Genomic DNA, 22,232 nt, shown 5'->3' on the forward strand with positions numbered 1-22,232 from the left:
AAAAAACGGCCAACAAAAGTCAGCCGTTATATTTTATTTTAATTTTTCCCGCGATTGTCCTTAATTTCCTGAATTTTACCTTCGAAATAATCTTTTCGATCAGGATGCTTATGTGCCAGAATCTGAAATGCATTCATTGCTTTAGTATATAATTTCTGCTCAATATAAAGATTTGCCAGTGTTTCGGTCATCAAATGCGAGATATCGTCTGTCTTTTCTTTTACAACGAAATTGACCTCATCTTTCAGCTGGCTGATTTTAGGATTGTTTTCGATAAAAGATTCGATAGCTTTGTTCTTAATTTCAGCTTTCACTTTTTCAACTTCTTCCGTTCTGTCGATCTTCAGCCAGTTTTGCCATGTATTGATAAAACCGGGAACATTACTGTCTAAAGTATTATTAACTGTCTTAACATTTATTTCCGGAACTTTTTCAGTAGCCTGTTTTTCTTCATTCTTTTCCTCTTTGTTGATAGATAAGCTTGAAATATCATTTCCGAAGAAAGAAACGTTCATTACAGGAACTTCATCATCTTTTGTAGAATCTGGGTTTTCAGATTCTATATCTTCAACTATATCTATAAGCTCTTCAGAAGTTTCCTCAACAATAATCTCCGGGCTTTTTTCTCCCAAAGCAACTTCTTCTCTGATGTCTTCAACACTTTCCGACTTCTCAGCAGGCTCAGATTGAATTTCTGCTTTTCGGCTGAAAGAATCCGGTATATAAGATTCAAAATTCATCGGCTTCCAGGTTGAAACAATTTCTGTTTCTGAGATGAGCGTTTCTTCGGCTTTACTTTCCGTTATTTCGGCTTTCTCCTGCTCTAATTTTTCTTCCACAATTGATTCTGCAATTTTCACAACCACATCTTCAGCCGCTTTTTGCTCTTCACCGATATGAAATGCCTGAGTTTCTGCAAAACTTATATCTCCACCAATGATCTCTTCGTCCTGAATCTGAGCTTTTTCCTCATCTTCTTTCTTCTGGGCATTCATCTTTTTCTCAACCTCTTCAATCAGGCGCCGCATTTCGTCTTCATGTTTATTGATATTAGATTTTGGGACCTCAGAAACGGTTTCTTTTTCAGACTTATTAGCTTCAATTTTAACTTCAGGCAGGAAAGAATCGGTTCCATGAAAGCTTAACTCTGACTCATTATTCACTTTTTCAGCAACGTTTTCAGAATTTATCTTGCCTTCGTCAATGATCGTTTCTGGATTTAAAACCTCAATCGCTTTTTCTGGTTCTAACGATTCTATTACTTTTCCTTCCTCTAAAACAACAGTTTCAGGTTTAAAAGACTTTATTTCAATAAAGCTTAACTCAGAATCATTATCAATCTTTTCCTCAACTTTTTCAGAATTAATTTGGTTTTCGTTGATAACCGTTTCACTATTTAAAGTCTCCGAAGTATCTTTTGCCGAAACAATTTCCGGAACGTTTTTTTCCTGAGCCAAATTTTCTCCAAATTGTTCTGGATCAGTTTTAAAAGATTCAATTTTAATAAAGCTCACCTCAGATTCATCGGTAATCTTATCCTCAACTTTTTCAGAATCAATTTTATCTTCGTTAATCATTGTTTCTGATGGTGAGGCAGCAAATTCAGGTAAAGATTTTTCTTCAATACCGGATTCAGCAATAGTCTCTTCTTCCGTAGCCGTCTTTTGAGTAACAATTATCCCCGATTCTAAAGTAGCTTCAAGATCGATCGTTTCATTATTAATTTCATTAAGAAAATTTTCCTCACCTTCAAATAAAATACGGTTGCGTTCTCCATTCACGAAAACAGGCTTAATTTCAGGCTTTGGCGTAATCAGAGATTCAGAAACGGCTTCATAATCATGTTTTGGAGTCACTTCTTTAATTTCTGAAGTTGGAAGTTCTTCAATTGTTTCAGTTATTGGAGTGTCTTCTACAGTCTTATCAACTTTTACCTGTTGGATTTTCCCATTGATTAACTGATACAGAATCTTTTTATCTGTAGTATAAGCAGCTGTTGTAGATAGTTCTTTTTGATAATTTTCTTTATCAAAAAGATGAACTCCGTACAAATGCAAAGCACGGATGTTCTGAATATAAGGGAAAGAATTAATTTCCTGTTTCAAAAGACTAAGATCTTCTGACTGTATATTTTTCGGATTTTTTAATAATTCTAAAACTCTAGTATTCACCATAATTACCAGTTCGCGACGATGTCATTAAAAATTTTATTGATGATTCTGTCTGTTGCAATTTTCACCTGCGAAGCTTCAATGTCACTCTGCGAAAGACTGCTGTTGAAAACTGCTTCGTCTGAATAATTTCTGTCGAAATTCAATTCCGGGTGTAGTTTGTTTTCGTAACGAACTTTCACCGTGATTGTCAATTTATTCTGAGATTCCTGAATCGTTCCGCCCGCATTGGTTTGCTGTGTGGTAGAAGAAATCGTTGTCGGAGAAATTGAGTAATCGGTAATTTCACCTTCAATAAGAATATCAGGATTTTCTTTTGTTCCCTTTAACTTAGTACGCTGTAAAAATCTGTTCTGAATATCTGTAGAAAACTGCTGCGACAAAGTAGGGTTTACATATGCTGCATTATTAGGAAACTCATTGATCTGCACCGTTTTCTCATCAGTAATTGACGAACCATTGAATGAGTAGCAAGAATTGAGAAGCCCTACAGATACAATTAAAAGTAAAAGATTTTTAAGCTGATTCATTATAAAATTATTTAATATTTTTCTTGGATACCGATTTCGGTAATTTCATCATATTCTATTTGCTGAATGGCATCTTCGTAAGCAAAATAGTTTGCAGCATACATAAATGGCATCGTCACAAAAATTCCGATTCCACACGCAAGTATACCAATTTGTGATAGCAAGCTTGCTACCAGCGAAAACAGGAAAATGTTCAATAAATTTCCTTTGGTCATTACTTTGGAAATATTCCACGCTGTCTTAATATCCGTAATTCCTTTATAACTGATTAAAGGTGAAATGTAAAATCCTTTTAGTAGAAAATAATAAATCACAAAAATCATTACAAACATATAAGGGAACATCAAAATTCCGAAAATTGGGCTTGCTTCACCGTTTGCATCAGCTGTAGCTCCGGCAATCCCAGCAAAAATAAAGAAAGGTATATATAAAACGAATATGCCCCCGATAATAATCAACTGTAAAATAAAATAAGGCATAAAATCTTTAAAATCAAAAATTTCTCCTGCACTTGGATTTTGATTTTTATTCAGCTTACGAAGATATTTGTAGTAATTTCCCATTGCTAAAAGTCCGCAAAACGGAATGATAGACATTAGAAAAGTTACCAAAAAGCCTACGAAAACGCTTCCAAAGTCTTTTTTCATGAGCTCAAATCCTTTGTTGATATACTCTCCAAATTTAAAATTGATCGGTTTTGGTATTAAATTTACATTCATGGTTTCGTGTTTCTGTTTGTTTATTCTTCTAAGTTGTATTGTTTTATTTTTCTGTATAAAGTTCTTTGTGAAATTCCCAGTTCGTCAGCCGCTCTGTTTCTTCTTCCGTTATGTTTTTCCAAAGCTTTTACAATTAAATCTTTTTCATTGTTCTGAAGCGATAGAGATTCAGGTCTGTTTTCCTCAACTTCAATGTCTTCAATATCTTCATACGAATCTTCTGTATTTGAAATAATTGTCGGGTTCTGAACATTCTGATTGCTGTTATTGTTGTTTTCAAAATAAAGCAAAGAGCTGGAGCTTGATGTTTGCTGGGTTTCGGGAGTGTAAATCCTGTTGATTAAATTCTTTTCCTGATTGCTCAGATCAGCAGTTCCTCTGTTCTTAATCAGTTCCGAAGTTAAGGATTTTAAATCATTTATATCGTTTCGCATATCGAAGAGAATTTTGTACATAATTTCTCTTTCGCTGCCAAAATCACTTTGTTTTTGTGTATTAGGCTGATTCACAACCATTGGCAAATGTGCGTCCATCGGAATATATTCTGCCAGTTTTCCGACCGTAATATTTCGCTCACGTTCTACTACCGTCATTTGTTCAACCAAATTTCTCAGCTGACGGACATTCCCGGGAAAAGTATAATTTTCGATGTAATGAACTGCGCTCGGCTCCAACTCCAGTTCAGGCATTCTGTATTTCTCAGCAAAATCTATAGCAAACTTTCTAAAAAGCAAATGAATATCTCCTTTTCTTTCCCTTAAAGCCGGCATATCAATTTGTACGGTATTCAGACGATAAAACAAATCCTCACGGAATCTTCCGTCGTGAATGGCTTTCATCATGTTCACATTCGTTGCCGCAACAATTCTCACATTGGTTTTCTGAACCTGCGAAGAACCTACTTTCATGAATTCGCCGCTTTCGAGAACTCTTAAAAGACGAACCTGAGTCTGTAGAGGCAGTTCCCCAACCTCATCAAGGAAAATTGTTCCTCCGTCTGCCACCTCGAAATACCCTTTTCGGGTTGCTGTAGCTCCGGTGAAAGCTCCTTTTTCGTGCCCGAAAAGCTCGGAATCGATTGTTCCTTCAGGAATTGCTCCACAGTTGACAACGATGTAAGGCTGATGTTTTCTTTTAGATTCTGAATGAATAATTTTAGGAATAAATTCTTTACCAACACCACTTTCTCCTATGACAAGGACTGAAATATCCGTGGGTGCCACCTGAATTGATTTTTCTAAAGCACGGTTTAAAGCCGGAAAATTTCCAATAATTCCGAATCGGTTTTTTATATTTTGAAGTTCGTTCATTTTTTTAGATTTTTAAATTTAAATTTCTACAACTCTTCAATCTGAGTCCTGTAAACATTGTTAAAATGATGAGTATAGCCATCTTTCATGGTTTTACCCTCGTCATAGCTTTTTAAAGCTAACTTTTTTAAATCTAAATAATCTTTATTCCTGATTTTCGAAACTTTACTTTTATAATATATATTTTCAGCAAAATCGTACTGCTTGCTTTGCTTCTCAAAATTTTCTAATGCTTTATCGTATTTTCCGAGCTCATAGTAAGTAACTCCCAGTTGATAATAATCGAATAAACCCACATTGTGGTCTTTTTTAGCCAATTGGTTTTCGATAATTGAGATAGCTTTTTCTTTTTGTCCTAAAGCCGAATAGCAAATTGCCTTTGCAATATGTAACTCATAATCGCCATTTGAAGAATATCCCAAATAACCTGCTGGAAAAATCTTTTCTAAGGCTTCAATATCCTTAATGGCTCCTTTGTAATCTCTCAGAAACTGGTATTTACACCAACCTCTGTATCCTAAATGTTTTTTAGGCTCTAGCTCAACAGCTTTATCGATGAGTATTTTCCACGTTACAAAATCTCCTCTTTTTAAATATGGAACAGCTTTTTCCATATAGAGGTTTGAAAAGTTGGGACAAAGACCAATTGCCTCATCCAGCTTCTCTTGAGATTCACGCAAACCCTGATATTCTGACCAGTAGTTGAATATTTCACAGGCTTTTTTGCAGTCATCTCCTTCAACAGCATTACAGTTTACCTGTGCAGAAATATTGCTGGTATACAATATTACCAATAAAACACTAAGGTAGTATTTCTGAAATTTTTCCATCTACTATTTTATAGGTTACATATTGATAATAATCTATTTTCTTACCGTCTATTTCTTTAGACATCCAGCCATCCAAAGACTTCGTGAAAGTAAGAAGTTTATCTTTTAACTGATTGTCAAGATCTACTTCCTGATAATCATTATTGATTTGCTGAACTCTGAATAAGCCTGTCTTTCCTTGACAATTTACCAAAAATTTTACAGTAATATATCCGTTACTATTTTTATCTGATAAAATGTTTGATTTATTAAGCTTTTCAATAATTGCCAGTTTTTCACCTTTATACTGAAATCCTTTTGAGTCATTATAATATTGATAAGCATATCGATCATCAATAATACATCTTTTGAAATTCGGATCATCAACATTTTGATCGAATTCGATATTTCCTACATGAGCAGGATATTTTGAAATTGTCGCTTTTTCTGTCTGACAATTACTCAAAAGAGGTATTAGAAATAAAAGAAACAAAACGTTTTTCATCCGGAGTTTTTATTTCACCGTTTCCCCTAAAAGTGTGCCTTGTGTGTTATCAAAAACAAAAACGTCCACAATGTCACCAATTTTCTGACCTTCCAGCATATCAAAAACACAAACCGCATTCTGAGAATTTCTTCCCTTCCACTGATTTTTGTTCTTTTTAGAAATACCTTCAATCAAAATTTTGTGCGTTTTTCCAACGTAAGATTTCATACGGTTTCTTGATAATTCGCCTTGTAAGGCAATTACTTCTGCCAAACGTCTTTGCTTCACATCAGCCGGAATATTGTCTTCCATTTTTTTGTGAGCCGGAGTTCCCGGTCTTTCTGAGTAAGCGAACATATAACCGTAGTCATATTCCACTTCTCTCATTAAGCTTAATGTATCTTGGTGATCTTCTTCAGATTCGTTGCAGAAACCAACGATCATATCCTGAGAAAACGCCACTTCCGGAACGATTTCTTTCGCTTTTTTAATTAAATCTAAATATTCTTCACGGGTATGCTGTCTGTTCATCGCTTCCAGCATATTGTTGCTTCCACTCTGAACCGGTAAATGAACATATTTGCAGATATTGTCGTGCTTTGCCATCATTCTGAATACATCAAGACTCATATCCTGAGGATTGGAAGTCGAGAATCTGATTCTCATTTCAGGAACAGCTTTAGCAACCAAATCAAGCAAATGAGCAAAATTTACAGCGGTTGCTTTCTGAATTTCAGATGCCTTTGCAAAGTCCTTTTTTGGTCCGCCTCCATACCAAAGATAAGAATCTACATTCTGACCTAACAAAGTAATTTCTTTGTAGCCACTTTCCCAAAGGCTTTTACATTCATCTAAAATTGAATGCGGATCACGGCTTCTTTCTCTACCTCTTGTAAACGGAACCACACAGAAAGTGCACATATTATCGCAACCTCTTGTAATCGTAACGAAAGCAGTCACACCATTTCCACCTAAACGAACAGGATTGATATCCGCATACGTTTCTTCCTTGGAAAGAATTACGTTAATGGCATCTCTTCCGTCTTCGGTTTCTTTTAAAAGATTCGGTAAATCTCTGTACGCATCCGGACCAACCACAAGATCAACCAACTGTTCTTCTTCTAAGAACTTGGTTTTCAAACGCTCAGCCATACAACCCAAAACCCCAACCGTCATGTTTGGACGTTCTTTTTTCAGGTTTTTGAACTGAGAAAGACGCATTCTTACGGTTTGTTCAGCCTTTTCGCGTATTGAACATGTATTTAAAAGAATAAGGTCTGCTTCTTCTACTTTAAGAGTGGTGTTGTATCCTTGTTCGTTAAGAATTGATGCAACGATCTCAGAATCAGAGAAATTCATCTGACATCCATAACTTTCCAAGAATAATTTCTTGGAATTACCATCTCTTTCAGCAATTGCAAAAGCTTCTCCCTGTTTTGTTTCGTCTATATATTTTTCCTGCACGATTTTTAAAATTTGAGATCTGATATTTGAGGTTTGAGATTAAAACTGCATTGCAATTTCAATTCAAACATTAAATTTCAAATCAATTGAATTTGCAAAGATACAAAATCTTGTGACAGAATGTCATAGAAATGGGTAGACTATTAAAAAAGCCTATTGCACAAGAATTAGTAGGCGTTAAATCGTATAGGCATTCTGAACACCTGCTTTACAGGAACTCCTTTGTAGTAACTTGGTTTCCAGTAAGATTTTTTTGTATTAGAAGCGCAATCGACAACCATCTTGTTGAATTTTTCCAAATCAGACTGATTTTCAATGTAAAAAAAGCCTGCCTCGCCTTTTGTATCAACATCAAAATTAATAACGAAAGAATAGTCTAAATTTGCTCTATACCCATTCGAATCAAAACATTTAACAAAGTTCTCACGGAATTTCATGATATCACTTTCTTTATCCTTATACATGTAAACAGGTTTTGAAAATTCTTCCTCACTAAATCCATTTTTAAGTAAAAGATCGTCTGTAAAAAGAGTACAGAACATTGCAGCTGTTTTATTTCCATCCAGTTCGGCTGGCTTCCAGTTTTTCACAGATTTCATCAATCCCAAAACCTTATCTTTTATACATTTATTATTTGCAACAGCAAGCGTATCAGGATCTGCAACATATTTTACTTGTTTGTCAGGATAAATAATAAACCTCATAAACAAAGCTTCTGTTTTTTCACATGGCTTTATTCCGCTTTTTACAGCAGCAGCCTGAATATCTTTGTTAAAACCTTCCCTTCCTCCTTCATAAAAATCCTGGCCTTTTGGATAGTTATACAAAACCTGAGCATCAATACTGATAAAAAATATTGAGAGAATAAGAATAAAAATTTTAAGTTTCATGGTAAATAAATTAAAAATAGCCATTGCAAAATACGACAGCTAAAATAAATAATTTATTCGTTAGTATATTTTAAGAGTATTTAAAATTATTTTATTCGTGATCAAAATGATCTGAAGTGAAATTTATTTTAATCACTTTTTTAGAAACTACCGGCGAACCGTTTTGCATAGCGGGTTTCCATTTCTTTTTAACTTTTTTAATGGCAAACTCCATATCTTCAATAAACAATTCACTATTTTTTACTTTAGGCAAAACATTCAGGTTTTCAATTCTTCCTTCAGTATTGATATCAAAAAGAAAAGTAAATTGTCCGTTCACAGCATATTTGCTCATATCAATATAGCCATGAATCATTCTGAGAAATTCTTTACTAAAAGCCGAATCTCCTCCGGGAAATTCCGCATTCTTAGATACTACAGCATTTTCAGCATCAGGTTTTAAATCTTGTGAGAAACTTTTAAACCCGACCAATAAAAGCAGTATAACAAAATATTTATTCATATTTACATATCTGCCGACAAAGATGAGAAATTCATTTTTAATTTCATTTCAGATTTTACCGGTTGGCCGTTGCACATTGCAGGTTTCCAGTTTTTCTTGATTCTTCTTACAACATACTGCATATCGTCAAAGAAAACTTCACTGTTCAGAACTTTGGGATCTCCTGCAACATCAGTGACTTTCCCCATCGCATCAATGGTTAAAGTAAATGTAAAATCACCCGTCAATGTATAAAAATCAGAATTGAGATAAGTGTACATATATTTTCTCAAAATATCTTTATAAGCAGCGGCCCCACCTTCAAAACTTGCAGCCTGAAAATCATTGCAGCCCTTTAATGCAACCTGCATGAACGGCTCTTTTATATCTATTTTCAAAAGATTTTTATTATTCTCAACAATAAATGAATCGTCTCTGTCTTCAAGATCCTGCGCAAATGCAAAATTTGCTGCAAAAAGCCCTATAAATAATGCTACAGCTTTCATAGTTTATTCTTTTTCAATTTTTTTATAGTGAGCCAAAATTACGCCAAAAAAATATAGAAATTTCAGCAAAAAAGAAGTTATATTGTTTAAATAATTAAGCTTTTTCTGCTTTATTTCCAGTCTCTTTCAACAGTAGTGAAATTAAAATTGCCAATACAATTCCTGAGATCCAAAATAAGATAGCGTGCTGAAAATGCAAATCCCCTGTAGACAAGCCTAAGCTTTTTCCAAACCATTTACTGAAAAGCGGATTTAATAAAGTAGTAACCCCAAAGGTTATAAAATTAATTGCTCCCGTCGCACTTCCTTTTACAAAATCAGGATTGGCTTCTTTAATAACAGAGTAAGGAATCATCGCCGCACCGGAACCCAATCCCAGAATAAACATACTGATTTTTGCAGGATATAATTCCGGAAGGTAAATTAATTGCAATAAACTTAAAATCATCACGATTGCTCCACCTATTAAAACTGGTTTTCTCCGGCCGATTTTATCTGTGATAAAACCTAGTAATGGACATCCGAATACCCAACCAAATGCTACCATCGCACTTGTGATTGCAGCATCGTGAAATACAAAATTTTTATCTTTTTCAAAAAAAGCAACTGCCCACGTCATTGCAAATATGGTTGTTGGTGCAAACAGCAATCCCGAAATCATTCCACAAAGCCACGATTGTGGATTTCTAAAAACAATTTTATAAGGTTCCAGATAACCAACGGATTTTGCTCCTGCTTCTGTTGATTCTTCTGCTTTTTTCTCTGTGGGAATTACAAAAAATAATCCGAAAGCGGTTATAATAGTTGCAATTCCCGACCAAAGCCAAAAAGTATCAATATTCAACCCTTCCTCAACCCACGGTCCTACCACAAATTGTCCTGCCGTTCCTCCCAACATCCCGATACACTGCGTAAAACCAATTGCGGTAGCTAATGATTTTGAAGAAAAACCTTTACTTGCCAGATATACACAACCCGGAAATGCAAAAGCACATCCTGCACCCTGCAACAATCTTCCGGAAACTCCGGCTACCTGGCTCGATATTAAAAATAATAAGCATCCAATTCCTAAAATAAGCGCTCCAACAAATAATGAGTTTTTACCTCCAAACTTATCCAGCGCAATGCCCGCAATCAGACTACAGGTAGAATAAGTGTAATAATAAGTTCCCACTATGCTGATCAGTTTCAATTCGGTTGTATTAAAATTACTGACCAGCTCAGGAAGCATTACTGCCGGCGCCGATCGGATTACATAATCTAAAAAGTAGAAAATCAGTCCGAAAATCCAGGCTATAATGTAGAATTTCTTCAAAGATGCATTCATTACAGCAAATCTTTAATGTGTTTATAGTTTGTTTTTACAGTATCCAATGCTTCTTCCATTTTTCCGCCCAGCATTAATTGAGCCATTGATTTTGTCATTCCAAGCACCTGATTTAATTCAATTTTTGGAGGTAAAGCCAGCGCGTTTGGATTTGTGAAGATGTTCAGCAAATAAGGACCGTCGTGCTCCAAACACTCTTTTATTGAACTCTCTACTTCTTCAGGTTTGTGAACATTTTTCCCGGTGTATCCCATTGCATGAGCTATAAGGGCAAAATCAGGGTTAATCATATCGGTTTCATTATCCGGCATTCCGCCTACTTCCATTTCCAATTTTACCATTCCTAATGCTCTGTTGTTGAAAACAATCAGCTTTACAGGTAATTTATACTGAAAAATAGTCGCCATATCACCTAATAGCATGGATAATCCTCCATCACCGCACATCGCAATCACCTGTCGATCTGGATGCGCCAACGAAGCACCAATAGCCATAGGCATTGCATTTGCCATCGAGCCATGGTTAAATGAACCTAACATTTTTCGTTCACCGGTTCCGGTAATATATCTCGCACCCCAAACGCAGCACATTCCTGTATCAACTGTAAATACAGCATCTCTTTTAGCCAATTTATCTAAAGTATAGGTCACAAATTCCGGCTGAATTGCATTTTCTGTTCCCCGATCTTTCACATAGATCAATTGATTTTCTTTTACTTTTTCATAAAATTCTAATTGTTGATTCAGAAAATTAACATCCGTTTTTTCTTTTAATAAAGGCAATAAAGCTTTTATCGTTTCTTTAACATCCCCTGCTAAACCTAATTCTAACTTAGCTCTTCTACCCAGGCGTTCAGGACTTTCATCGATCTGAACAATTTTATTTTTAACCGGCATGAATTTCTCATACGGGAAATCTGTTCCTAAAAGCAACAGTAAATCAGCTTCGTGCATCGCATGATAAGCGGAGGGAAGTCCCAAAAGTCCCGTCAAACCAACTTCATTAGGATTATTTGGCTGAATTGCCATTTTTCCACGGAAAGAATATCCTACAGGTGCTTTCAAATATTTTGAGAGTTCAACTACTTCAGCATTGGAATGTTCAGCTCCAATTCCGCAATAAATGGTTACTTTTTTACTTTCGTTGATTAAATCAGCCAATTGATTCAACTCCTCATCAGATGGACGAATGATCGGATTGGTTTTAAATATTTTATTTGAAGTAGCTGCTTCTTCAGCCTCAAGTTCAGAAACATCTCCGGGAAGGCCGATTACCGCAACTCCTTTTTTAGAAATAGCATGTTGAATGGCAGTCTGAACTGTTCTCTGAACCTGCTCTGGTCTTGTAATCATTTGATTGTAATGGCTGCAGTCATCAAATAATTTTATCGTATTTGTTTCCTGAAAATAGTCCATGCCCATCTCTTCACTCGGAATCGTAGAAGCAATCACCAACATCGGAACATGAGAACGGTGCGCCTCATATACTCCGTTAATAAGATGAACATGACCCGGACCGCAACTTCCTGCACAAACCGCAAAACCATCAAGCTCCGCTTCTGCAGCCGCTGCGTAAGCGCCTACTTCTTCGTGCCTCACATGAATCCATTCGATACTACTGTTTTTTACGGCTATGTTTAAGTGATTTAAACTATCTCCGGTTACTGCATAAATTCTTTTCACATTTGCATTTTCGAGCATTTCAACAATCTGCTCCGCTATGTTTTTAGCCATGATAAATATTTTTTGGTGTTAAAAAACTGATTTAAATAAAGATAGATGAATACGGATCAGTAAGAACATTCAATCTCATGGTTCAAAATGTATGCCTTAAAGATGTAATTTCTTTGGAGATTTAACTAAAAATCGGAACAAAAAAACTCCACAATTTCTTGTGGAGCATATTATTTTTTACAATACCTCAATCTGATTTCTCAAAAGATCTTCAAACTCGTCTCTTTTTCTGATTAAGTGTGCTTTTCCGTCTAAGAAAAGAACTTCAGCAGGTTTTAATCTTGAATTGAAATTTGAGCTCATCTCAAAACCATACGCTCCTGCGTTGTGAAAAGCCAGAATGTCGCCTTCTCTTACTTCATTAAGCTTTCTATCCCATGCGAAAGTGTCGGTTTCACAAATATTTCCCACAACCGTATAGATTCTTTCCGCCCCCTTTGGATTCGATAAATTTTCGATCTGATGGTAAGAATCGTAGAACATTGGTCGAATCAGATGATTAAAGCCAGAATTCACTCCAACAAAAACTGTTGCCGTTGTTTGCTTGATAACGTTAGCTTTTACTAATAAATAACCGCTTTTCCCCACTAAAAATTTTCCTGGCTCAAACCAAAGCTCAAACTTCTTTCCTGTTGATTTTGAAAACTCTGCGATTACTTTTTCTACTTTTTTACCTAACGTTTTCACATCGGTTTCCTCTTCGCTGTCCTGATAAGGAATCTTGAAACCACTACCCATATCAAGATATTTAAGATTTGGGAAATGTTCAGATAATTCCAACATAATATCTAATGCCTGAAGGAAAACATCCGGATCTTTAATCTCACTTCCGGTATGCATGTGAAGACCTTCTACATTTAGATTGGTAGATTTCATCACCCTTTCAATGTGACGAACCTGATGAATAGAAATACCAAATTTTGAATCGATATGACCTGTAGAAATTTTATAGTTTCCCCCCGCAAAAATATGTGGATTGATTCTCACTAAGATCGGATATGAATTTCCGTACTTGTTTCCAAACTGTTCTAAAATCGAGATATTATCGATATTGATATGAACTCCGAAAGTCATTGCCTCTTCAATTTCAGCAAGATCAACACAATTCGGGGTAAAAAGTATTTTTTCTTTCGGGAAACCAGCTTTTAAACCTAATTTAACTTCATTTATTGATACGCAATCCAAAGAAGCACCAAGGTTCTTGACATATTTGAGAATATTGATATTGGTTAATGCCTTTGCAGCATAAAAGAACTTGGTGTGTTTTAAAAAAGAAGATGTAAGTTTTTCGTATTGTATTTTAATCGATTCTGCATCGTAAACGTACACCGGTGTGCCAAATTCATTGGCGATCTTTAATAATTCTTTTGAATTCATATTTTTTAAATTTAACATAAAAAAAGACAGATTCTTCGTAAAAAGAGTCTGTCATCACAATTATTTTTTATGCAAGACAACTCCTTTAAATATTCCAAACCTTAGAAAACTTTACAGCTCCCTTTTTACCAGTTTTATTTTGTTTAAAATTTTGCATTGCTTTTTTATTCTTTTGCAAAAATACTATTTTTTACTCAGATTACTTATTTTGAATATCAGGTTCGGAAAGTTTTTTCTAAAAACTAAAATTATTTCGGTAATGGCAACGTTTCAAAATCTCCACGAATTAGCGCCAATTGCAATTCATTAATAAGATCAGAAGTTGGCAAATAAAGATCTATTTTAAGCTTCGAAATCTTGCTCATGGTCTGAATCTGCGTGAATAATTCGTAAAATCCATAAGAAACTACTTTTCCATTTTCGATGATGAGAAATAGTTTTTCTCCTAATCTTCTCCCGCTCCCAAGCCAAAGTTCATTTCTTTTTTTGAAATCAATTTTCTTTTTGAAGTTTTCGATGTTGTGATATTCTTCAATAGTATTGATAAACTGAACCGCTTTTGAACCTTGTGTAAATGCTCTGAATTTAAGAATTGGTTTTTCAGTTTTATTCAGTTTATTTTTCTCGACTAAATATTTTTCGTTCTTATAATACAATCCGAAAGGAAAAATCTCCCTCTTTTTTATTCCTTTTGAATTTAAAATTAACTTAGCAATAATGTCAGTTCCCGTTAATTCAAAATTGATCTGCTCTGTTTCATTCTGAATGCTTTCCCATTTTTTAGATTTCGAGTTAAAAAGCTTTTTAGAATACCGGTTGATATCCTGAACGTAATCTGAAAAAATAATTTCACCATCTTCATTCTGAAAATACACAAACCCTTTTTCATTTGGCAAATCCTGAGTTAACTGCCTGATCTTGTTGATGTAATTTTTAGCATTTGTTTCTTCATGCTGCTTTTGAATAATCTCGTTTTCGGTATCTTTAGATATCAAAAGTTTAAACAATTCCAATGTCGCACGTGCATCACCCTCGGCTCGATGTGCATTTGCCAGAGGAATCCCTAATGATTTTACCAGCTTTTGAAGTGAATAGCTTACTTCATCAGGAATCAGTTTTTTAGCCAAAGGAATCGTATCTAAAGTATTGATTTTAAAATCATAACCAAGCCGGCTAAACGACTGACGAAGCATCCTGTAATCAAAATCGATATTGTGGCCGACTAAGGTTGTATTCTGAGTAATCTCAACGACTCTTTTCGCCAGTTCATGAAATTTTGGGGCAGTTTTCACCATTTTCGGTGTAATTCCCGTCAGTTTTTGCACAAAAGGAGTAATATCACTTTCGGGATTGACAAGCGATATAAACTGATCAGTGATTTTCTGACCATCATAACGGTAAATGGCGATATCTATAATGCATTCTTTCCTGAAACCTGCACCATTACTTTCTATATCAATAATTGAATACATTTTAGTCTTACTTTAAGCTTGTACAATCAAAAACCAAACCTTTCAAAAATCCACCGTTTGCTAAAAGGCTAATCTGCTAAAATAGGAAAATTACATTTAAAAAACCAAAAGGCTAACAATTCAAATTTATCTTCTTCGTTTTCCTAAACCTAGCATTCCTAAGATCGCTTTTGCTCCTTCGCGCATCAAAGTATTGGCAAATGTTCTTCCGGCGCTGCTTTTCACCACCTGCTCAAACATTCCCGGCTCTTCTTTTACCGGCTTTGTTTTCTCTGTTGGTGCAGAGTTTTCAACTGCCTGTTCCATTCTTTTTAGTAAAATTTCGTAGGCCGACTCGCTGTCAATCGCTTTTTCATATTTTGAGACTAAAGGTGATTTTGAGGTTAAATCTGCAACTTCTGCATCATTCAAAACATCCATTCTAGATTCCGGAGAAATTAAATACGTATGAACCAACGGTGTCGGAATTCCTTTTTCGTCCAGAGCGGTGACAAAAGCTTCCCCGATTCCCAAGTTCTGTATCAGTTCCGAAGCATTGTAAAACTCAGTTGTCGGATAATTCTCAACGGCTTTAGAAATTTCTTTTTTGTCTTTTGCTGTAAAACCTCTCAATGCATGCTGGATTTTTAAGCCTAATTGCGAAAGAACATTTTCAGGAACGTCTCCCGGAATCTGAGTGATAAAATAAATACCAACACCTTTGGAACGAATCAGTTTTACCATTGTTTCGATCTGTGAAACCAGAGCTTTTGAAGATTCATCAAAAATCAAATGTGCTTCATCAATAAAGAGAACTAATTTTGGCTTTCCGCTATCACCCTCTTCGGGAAAAGTCATATAAATTTCTGCGAAAAGCGACAGCATAAATGTTGAAAAAAGCTGCGGTTTATTCTGAATATCAGCAACTCTTAGAATATTGACAACGCCTTTTCCCTCTCGGGTTTCTAACAAATCATGAACATCAAAACTCAGTTCTCCAAAGAAATCTGAAGCGCCTTGCTGCTCCAAAGCAACAATAGATCTTAAAATAGCACTTAAAGAAGCTGGTGCAATTGAACCGTAATTGGCGGCCAATTCTGCTTTTCCTTGCGGATTATCTGTTACATATTGCAGAACTTTTTTTAAATCATTCAGATCAATCAAAGGTAAACCTTTGTCATCACAATATTTAAAAACAATAGACATGATACTTTGCTGTGTATCATTCAGTTCTAAAATTTTACTTAATAAAACCGGACCGAATTCTGTAACCGTTGCTCTTAATTTAATTCCTTTCCCACCGGAAATACTCATTAATTCCACCGGAAAAGCTTGAGGATTATACGGAAGCAATGTTTTAGCGTAACGTTCTTCAATAATCGGATTCATTTGTCCGGCTGCAGCAATTCCTGAAAAATCTCCTTTGATATCAAGAACCAAAGACGGAATTCCGGCATGAGAAAGTTGCTCAGCAAAAACCTGAAGCGTTTTTGTTTTTCCCGTTCCCGTTGCTCCGGCAATTAAACCATGTCGGTTGATGGTTTTTAAAGGGATTGTAACATTGACTTCGGTCACTACTTCTCCATCCAGCATTCCCTTTCCTAATATAATATGCTCTCCTTTTGGAGTATATCTTGAACTCAGTTCTTCAATAAATTTTGTTTTATCTGCCATTTGATTTTTTTAACTCCTAAATATAAAATTTTTGGAGAATATCTTGATGCTGCTTTGTTGTATTTATTTTAATTAATTTTAAAAAGTCTACTAAATCAATATGATAAAAAACAGCAATCTAAGTTTAATGATTAATTAACATTATTTATCGCTAAAAATCAATGAGTTCGAGCTTAATAAAATGTTTTAAAATTCTAACAATCGACAGAAACTATCAACCACAATATATATTTCTTAACAATTATTGACTTACTTTGTATCTTTATCAATAATTTAAAACAAATCCAATGAAAGTTGAACAAATATATACGGGCTGTCTGGCTCAAGGAGCCTATTATATTGTATCAGAAAATGAAGCAGCCATTATAGATCCTTTGAGAGAAGTAAAGCCCTATCTTGACCGACTTGAAAAAGACAATGTAACGCTAAAATATATTTTTGAAACGCACTTCCATGCAGATTTTGTCTCAGGACATTTGGATTTAAGTAAAAAGACAGGCGCGCCGATTGTTTACGGGCCGACCGCAAAACCCGAGTTTGAAGCCATTATTGCCGAAGATAATCAGATTTTTGAAATCGGAAAAGTAAAAATAAAAGCACTTCACACTCCAGGTCACACTATGGAAAGCACAACCTACCTTCTGATTGATGACAACGGTGTTGAAACAGCCATTTTCACAGGAGACACCTTATTTTTGGGCGATGTCGGAAGGCCGGACCTTGCTCAAAAGGAAGGAAGCGTTACTCAGGAAGACCTTGCCGGAATTTTATACGAGAGCTTACAGACTAAAATTATGCCTCTGGATGACAGCATTACTGTTTATCCGGCTCATGGAGCGGGTTCAGCTTGCGGAAAAAATATGCAGAAAGAAACGGTTGATATTCTTGGGAACCAAAAGAGAACCAATTACGCTCTGAATCAGCCTGATAAAGAATCTTTTATAAGAGAAGTTCTGGATGGCTTAACGGCTCCGCCAAAATATTTCGGAATGAATGTAGCCATGAATAAAGGTGGTTACGAAAGTCTTGAAAATGTGATGAATAAAGGTTTAAATCCTGTTTCAGTAGAAGATTTTGAAAGTTTTGCCGAAGAAACCGGAGCATTGATCTTAGATACAAGAAGCCCTGTTGAATTTCATAAAGGTTTTGTTCCAAACTCAATTAATATCGGATTGAAAGGAGATTTTGCACCTTGGGTAGGAACTTTAATTGTTGACGTAAAACATCCTTTATTATTGATTTCAGATGAAGGAACCGAAGAGGAAGTGATTACAAGATTAAGCAGAGTGGGTTTTGATAATGTTTTAGGATACTTAAAAGGAGGATTTGATTCATGGAAGAATTCTAACAAAGAAACTGATGAAGTAAAAAGAATTTCTCCCGCCGAATTTGCGGAAGCTTTTAACGAAAATTCAAAAGTGATTGATGTAAGAAAAATCACAGAATATTCTGCAGAACATATCGACAATGCGTATAGCAGACCTTTAGATACGATCAGTGATTGGGTTTCGACGATTGATGATTCCGAACATTTCTTTTTACATTGCGCAGGAGGTTACCGCAGCATGATTGCAGCAAGCATTCTTAACTCACACGGAATCAGAAACTTTACCGAAATCGAAGGTGGTTTTAACGGAATTAAAAAAACTGAAAAATTTCCGGTTTCGGATTTTGTTTGTCAGACAAAAACTTTGTAAAATGAAACTTAAAACATTTTACCTTCTGATTTTTTCATTCATTGTATTTTCCTGCAAAACTCAGAATGTTGCAGCCAATCAAAAAGTGAATATTATTGAAATTGTAAAAAGTCAGGACGTGACTTTGGTAGATGTAAGAATTCCGGAACAGTTTGCTGAAGCAACAGCAGAAAATGCCATCAATATTCCTTTAGCTGAAATTGAAAATAGAAGCAGTGAATTAAAAGGCAAGAAAGTTGTTGTATTTTGCAACAAAGGAATTCAGGCTGACCAGGCTGTAGAAATCCTCAAGAAAAAGGGTGTTGAAGTTTACGACGGGACCAGCCTTCAAAATGTAAAAGCCATTCAGAATCTAAAAAATTAATTAAAATGTCACAAAAATTTCAGGAACTCATCAATTCGGAAAGACCTGTATTGATTGATTTTTTTGCAACGTGGTGCCAACCTTGCAAAGTGCAATCATCTGTTTTAACAACAGTAAAAGAAAATGTGGGTGAAGGGGCAAGAATTGTAAAAATAGATGTCGACCAATATCCCGCAATCGCTTCTCAGTATGGAGTTCGCGGTGTTCCGACTTTAGCGGTTTTCAAAAACGGAGAATTGCTTTACAAGGAGAGCGGTGTACATGATGTGAATACATTGACTCAGCTTTTGAAACAGTATATTTAAGGTTGTGGCTAAGATTTAGGGATTTATTAGCTGCATAAAAATAATTTTACTCCCACAGATTACACAGATTCTCACAGATTTTATTCTCATTCATCCGTGAAAATCTGTGTAATCTGTGGGATTTTCTTAGCTTTAAATTCAATCTCAGCTTAAATTTTTATTTCAAAATTATCTCTGTCGTTCAGAAACTGAAAATGTTCTCTAAAGTCTTTCAGTTCATTAATGTCTAATTCAGCAGTAACTAAATTTCCATTTTTTTCGGCAATTTCTTTTCCATCTGCAAAAAAGCAATGTGAACTTTCCTGATAGAAGAGATTATTGCCGTCTGTTCCGATTCGGTTTAAGCCAAAAACAAAAGATAAATTTTCAATCGCTCTTGCTTTTAACAGGTGTTCCCAAGCTCCGACTCTTTTTTCAGGCCAGTTGGCAACGTATAAGATGGCATCGTAATCATCATTATTTCTTACAAAAACAGGAAATCTTAAATCATAGCAAACCTGTAGCATAAAACGGATTCCTAAATATTCAACAATTACCCTGTGTTTTCCGGGAGTATAGACTTTATCTTCTCCTGAAAAAGAAAACAAATGTCTCTTATTATAATAAATATCTTCAGAATCGGGTTTTACAAAATACATTCTGTTGTAAAATTTGTCATCTACCTTAACCGAAGCACTTCCACAGAACGCTGCGTTTTTTTCTTTTGAAATCTTTTTTAAAAACTCCAGAGATTCTTCATTTTTATCTGAAACTTCTGCTGCATCCATACAAAAGCCTGTGGAAAACATTTCAGGCAGAAGAAAAAGGTCTGCGGTTTCATTTTCCAGTTGTTGTGTAATCAATTCGAAGTTTTTAGCTTTATCCTTCCAGATGATATCGAAATTTAATCCTGTGATTTTCATATTTCCAATTCAAAGTTCCATAAAATTACGGCTTTTAATTGACTTCGGTTTTATTTTTGCTGCAAATAATTCTTGGTAATCATTTAAAATTAAAAATTTATGAAGAAATTGGTTTTGATGTTGATGCTTTTCATGGGAGCAGCAGTCAGCGCACAAGCCTACACGGGAAAAGGAGATCAGAAAGTGAATTTGGGACTTAATGCATGGGGATACGGAACGGGAATTACGGCAACTTATGATTATGGATTGAATCAGCTCATTTCAATCGGAGCCGGTGGAAATGCATATTTTGATAATTATAGAGACAACAATAAAGACAACAGGGTTTTTATTTTCGGATGCGTAAATTTCCATTTAAGAGAAGCTTTAGAGTTGCCGGAGCAGTTGGATATTTATCCGGGTGTTGATTTGGGTGTTTTAGGAAGAGATTTCGGAATCGGAGCGCACATTGGTGCAAGATATTTCTTCACAGAGAAATTCGGAGTTTTTGCAGAGGTTGGTAACAACGGAAGCCTGGGTGTTTCTTTCAATTTCTAAAATCTGCCACCATATATGACAAAGCTTCTCATTTCGAGGAGCTTTTTTATTTGGCATCCTTTTGATTATTGTTACCTTTGCAAATTAAAATCTAAAAATAATTAATGGAATTAGCAATCAAGATCTTTCAATTTATATTGAGCATCTCCATTTTAGTAATTCTTCACGAGCTGGGGCATTTCTTACCCGCAAAATGGTTTAAAACCAAAGTAGAAAAATTTTATCTTTTCTTTGACCCGTGGTTTTCGGTGGTTAAAAAGAAAATCGGCGAAACGGAATACGGAATCGGCTGGCTTCCTTTCGGAGGTTATGTAAAGATTGCCGGAATGGTTGACGAAAGTATGGATACTGAACAACTAAAGCAACCCGCACAACCTTGGGAATTCAGAGCAAAACCAGCTTGGCAGAGACTAATTATCATGTTGGGTGGAGTTACCGTAAACTTTTTCCTTGCCTGGATTATTTACGGATGTCTTTCGTTTTTTAACGGAGAAACTGTTTTCGACAGCACAAAGGTAGATGCCCCAATGAATTATACTCATGTTGCAAAAGCAATGGGTTTTCAGGATGGTGATAAAATTTTAAAAGTTGACGGAAAAGTTCAGAATAATCTTGATAAACTTTCATTAGACATATTATTGAGTGATGATATTACAGTTTTAAGAAACGGTAAAGAAGTCACTTTTCATACTAATGACGACGGTAAAGCATTAGCATTTAAAGATGCAAACCCGAAAGCATTTCTTACCCCAAGATATCCTGCAGTAATTGATTCTATATACAATCCCAAAACGGCAGCCGCAGGTTTAAAAGTTGGCGATCAAGTCATTTCAGCAAACGGAAAAAAAATCGCTTATTACGATGAATTTCAAGAAGTCGTAAGAAATAACGCAGGAAAGGACCTTAATGTAGAGGTTTCAAGAGCCGGAGCAGTTCTGCCTTTGGTTTTACAGGTTTCAAAAGAAGGAACTTTAGGCCTTGCTTCTTATAAACAACTTACAAAATATGCAGAAACGAAGCATTTTACTTTCGGACAATCAATTGGTAGAGGTTTCACGAGAAGTATTGAAAGTTTGACATATCAGGTGAAACAGTTTAAGCTGATTTTCAACTCAAAAGTACAAGGATACAAAAAAGTAGGCGGTCCGTTAGCAATTATCAAAAATATGCCGGTTGATAAAGCGAAAGACGGAAGTGTATCGATTGACTGGACGTTATTTTGGAGCTTCACCGCAATGTTCTCTGTTTGGTTGGCATTTTTGAACCTAATTCCGATCCCCGGATTGGATGGAGGACACGTTCTTTTCACTTTATATGAAATGATTGTAGGGAAACCTGTTCCGCAAAAAGTTTTGGAAAACGCTCAAATGGTTGGAGTTATCTTCCTGTTAGGCTTAATGTTACTGATTTTTGGAGCAGACATTTTCAAAATCATCACGAATAAATTTTAATTTTTTTGAAAAATTTAATTAAAAAATTTGCGTGGTTTAAATATCCG

At 35.3% G+C, this 22,232-nt stretch carries 21 protein-coding genes; 5 read left to right on the plus strand and 16 right to left on the minus strand.

Going from position 1 to position 22,232, the window contains the following annotated elements; all coding sequences use genetic code 11:
• Positions 1-38 precede the first annotated feature (38 nt).
• The 15 genes from ACR1PN_RS04620 to ACR1PN_RS04690 form a co-directional block, all read right to left on the minus strand.
• On the minus strand, positions 39-2,174 hold the full coding sequence (locus tag ACR1PN_RS04620; RefSeq protein ID WP_433979068.1) for a hypothetical protein: 2,136 nt from the start codon (positions 2,172-2,174) through the stop codon (positions 39-41).
• Between the two features lie 2 nt (positions 2,175-2,176).
• The gene (lptE, locus tag ACR1PN_RS04625) at positions 2,177-2,701 is read right to left on the minus strand and encodes an LPS assembly lipoprotein LptE (RefSeq protein ID WP_433979069.1); all 525 of its coding nucleotides are present in this window, start codon (positions 2,699-2,701) and stop codon (positions 2,177-2,179) included.
• A gap of 11 nt (positions 2,702-2,712) precedes the next feature.
• The gene (locus tag ACR1PN_RS04630; RefSeq protein ID WP_433979070.1) at positions 2,713-3,420 is read right to left on the minus strand and encodes a hypothetical protein; all 708 of its coding nucleotides are present in this window, start codon (positions 3,418-3,420) and stop codon (positions 2,713-2,715) included.
• A gap of 20 nt (positions 3,421-3,440) precedes the next feature.
• Positions 3,441-4,730: a sigma-54 interaction domain-containing protein gene (locus tag ACR1PN_RS04635; RefSeq protein ID WP_433979071.1), complete on the minus strand. Its 1,290-nt coding sequence runs from the start codon at positions 4,728-4,730 to the stop codon at positions 3,441-3,443.
• A gap of 26 nt (positions 4,731-4,756) precedes the next feature.
• On the minus strand, positions 4,757-5,560 hold the full coding sequence (locus tag ACR1PN_RS04640; RefSeq protein WP_433979072.1) for a tetratricopeptide repeat protein: 804 nt from the start codon (positions 5,558-5,560) through the stop codon (positions 4,757-4,759).
• On the minus strand, positions 5,532-6,044 hold the full coding sequence (locus ACR1PN_RS04645; protein ID WP_433979073.1) for a hypothetical protein: 513 nt from the start codon (positions 6,042-6,044) through the stop codon (positions 5,532-5,534). The genes ACR1PN_RS04640 and ACR1PN_RS04645 overlap by 29 nt, the downstream gene beginning before the upstream one ends.
• 9 nt (positions 6,045-6,053) lie before the next feature.
• Positions 6,054-7,490 (minus strand): tRNA (N6-isopentenyl adenosine(37)-C2)-methylthiotransferase MiaB, encoded by a 1,437-nt coding sequence (gene miaB / locus ACR1PN_RS04650; protein ID WP_433979074.1) that lies wholly within the window; start codon positions 7,488-7,490, stop codon positions 6,054-6,056.
• Between the two features lie 167 nt (positions 7,491-7,657).
• Complete coding sequence (locus ACR1PN_RS04655; RefSeq protein ID WP_433979075.1) at positions 7,658-8,380, minus strand: hypothetical protein; 723 nt, start codon at positions 8,378-8,380, stop codon at positions 7,658-7,660.
• Between the two features lie 91 nt (positions 8,381-8,471).
• Positions 8,472-8,882 carry an energy transducer TonB gene (locus ACR1PN_RS04660; protein ID WP_433979076.1) on the minus strand — a complete coding sequence of 137 codons (411 nt, stop codon included), beginning with the start codon at positions 8,880-8,882 and terminating at the stop codon, positions 8,472-8,474.
• A 2-nt stretch (positions 8,883-8,884) separates the two neighbouring features.
• A complete protein-coding gene (locus ACR1PN_RS04665) occupies positions 8,885-9,367 on the minus strand; it encodes a hypothetical protein (protein ID WP_378179390.1) in 483 nt (160 codons plus the stop codon).
• Between the two features lie 94 nt (positions 9,368-9,461).
• Complete coding sequence (locus ACR1PN_RS04670) at positions 9,462-10,694, minus strand: MFS transporter (RefSeq protein ID WP_433979077.1); 1,233 nt, start codon at positions 10,692-10,694, stop codon at positions 9,462-9,464.
• Positions 10,694-12,427, minus strand: a complete 1,734-nt coding sequence (locus ACR1PN_RS04675; protein WP_433979078.1) for a thiamine pyrophosphate-dependent enzyme — start codon at positions 12,425-12,427, stop codon at positions 10,694-10,696. Before ACR1PN_RS04675 ends, ACR1PN_RS04670 begins: the two co-directional genes overlap by 1 nt.
• A gap of 177 nt (positions 12,428-12,604) precedes the next feature.
• Positions 12,605-13,804 carry a diaminopimelate decarboxylase gene (gene lysA / locus ACR1PN_RS04680; RefSeq protein WP_378179399.1) on the minus strand — a complete coding sequence of 400 codons (1,200 nt, stop codon included), beginning with the start codon at positions 13,802-13,804 and terminating at the stop codon, positions 12,605-12,607.
• A 248-nt stretch (positions 13,805-14,052) separates the two neighbouring features.
• On the minus strand, positions 14,053-15,276 hold the full coding sequence (locus tag ACR1PN_RS04685; RefSeq protein ID WP_433979079.1) for a 3'-5' exonuclease: 1,224 nt from the start codon (positions 15,274-15,276) through the stop codon (positions 14,053-14,055).
• A 126-nt stretch (positions 15,277-15,402) separates the two neighbouring features.
• A complete protein-coding gene (locus tag ACR1PN_RS04690; protein ID WP_433979080.1) occupies positions 15,403-16,929 on the minus strand; it encodes a helicase HerA-like domain-containing protein in 1,527 nt (508 codons plus the stop codon).
• Positions 16,930-17,216: 287 nt separating this feature from the next.
• Here ACR1PN_RS04690 and ACR1PN_RS04695 point away from each other — a divergent pair, with 287 nt between their 5' ends.
• From ACR1PN_RS04695 to ACR1PN_RS04705, 3 genes are read left to right on the plus strand one after another with little or no spacing between them, the layout of a single operon-like run.
• The gene (locus ACR1PN_RS04695; RefSeq protein ID WP_433979081.1) at positions 17,217-18,626 is read left to right on the plus strand and encodes an MBL fold metallo-hydrolase; all 1,410 of its coding nucleotides are present in this window, start codon (positions 17,217-17,219) and stop codon (positions 18,624-18,626) included.
• Between the two features lies 1 nt (position 18,627).
• Positions 18,628-18,990 carry a rhodanese-like domain-containing protein gene (locus ACR1PN_RS04700; RefSeq protein WP_378179412.1) on the plus strand — a complete coding sequence of 121 codons (363 nt, stop codon included), beginning with the start codon at positions 18,628-18,630 and terminating at the stop codon, positions 18,988-18,990.
• A gap of 5 nt (positions 18,991-18,995) precedes the next feature.
• Positions 18,996-19,295: a thioredoxin family protein gene (locus tag ACR1PN_RS04705; protein WP_378179415.1), complete on the plus strand. Its 300-nt coding sequence runs from the start codon at positions 18,996-18,998 to the stop codon at positions 19,293-19,295.
• A gap of 149 nt (positions 19,296-19,444) precedes the next feature.
• Here ACR1PN_RS04705 and ACR1PN_RS04710 read toward each other — a convergent pair whose 3' ends face one another.
• Positions 19,445-20,197: a nitrilase-related carbon-nitrogen hydrolase gene (locus ACR1PN_RS04710; protein ID WP_433979082.1), complete on the minus strand. Its 753-nt coding sequence runs from the start codon at positions 20,195-20,197 to the stop codon at positions 19,445-19,447.
• A gap of 99 nt (positions 20,198-20,296) precedes the next feature.
• On the opposite strand from ACR1PN_RS04710, the gene ACR1PN_RS04715 reads away from it, so the two are divergent.
• Positions 20,297-20,734, plus strand: coding sequence for a DUF6646 family protein (locus tag ACR1PN_RS04715; protein ID WP_433979083.1), 438 nt, complete (start codon positions 20,297-20,299; stop codon positions 20,732-20,734).
• Between the two features lie 104 nt (positions 20,735-20,838).
• Positions 20,839-22,185: an RIP metalloprotease RseP gene (gene rseP, locus ACR1PN_RS04720; protein ID WP_378179426.1), complete on the plus strand. Its 1,347-nt coding sequence runs from the start codon at positions 20,839-20,841 to the stop codon at positions 22,183-22,185.
• Positions 22,186-22,232 lie beyond the last annotated feature (47 nt).

Origin of the sequence: Chryseobacterium sp. RLHN22 (assembly GCF_051011795.1) — a bacterium.
Lineage (GTDB): Bacteria > Bacteroidota > Bacteroidia > Flavobacteriales > Weeksellaceae > Chryseobacterium > Chryseobacterium zhengzhouense.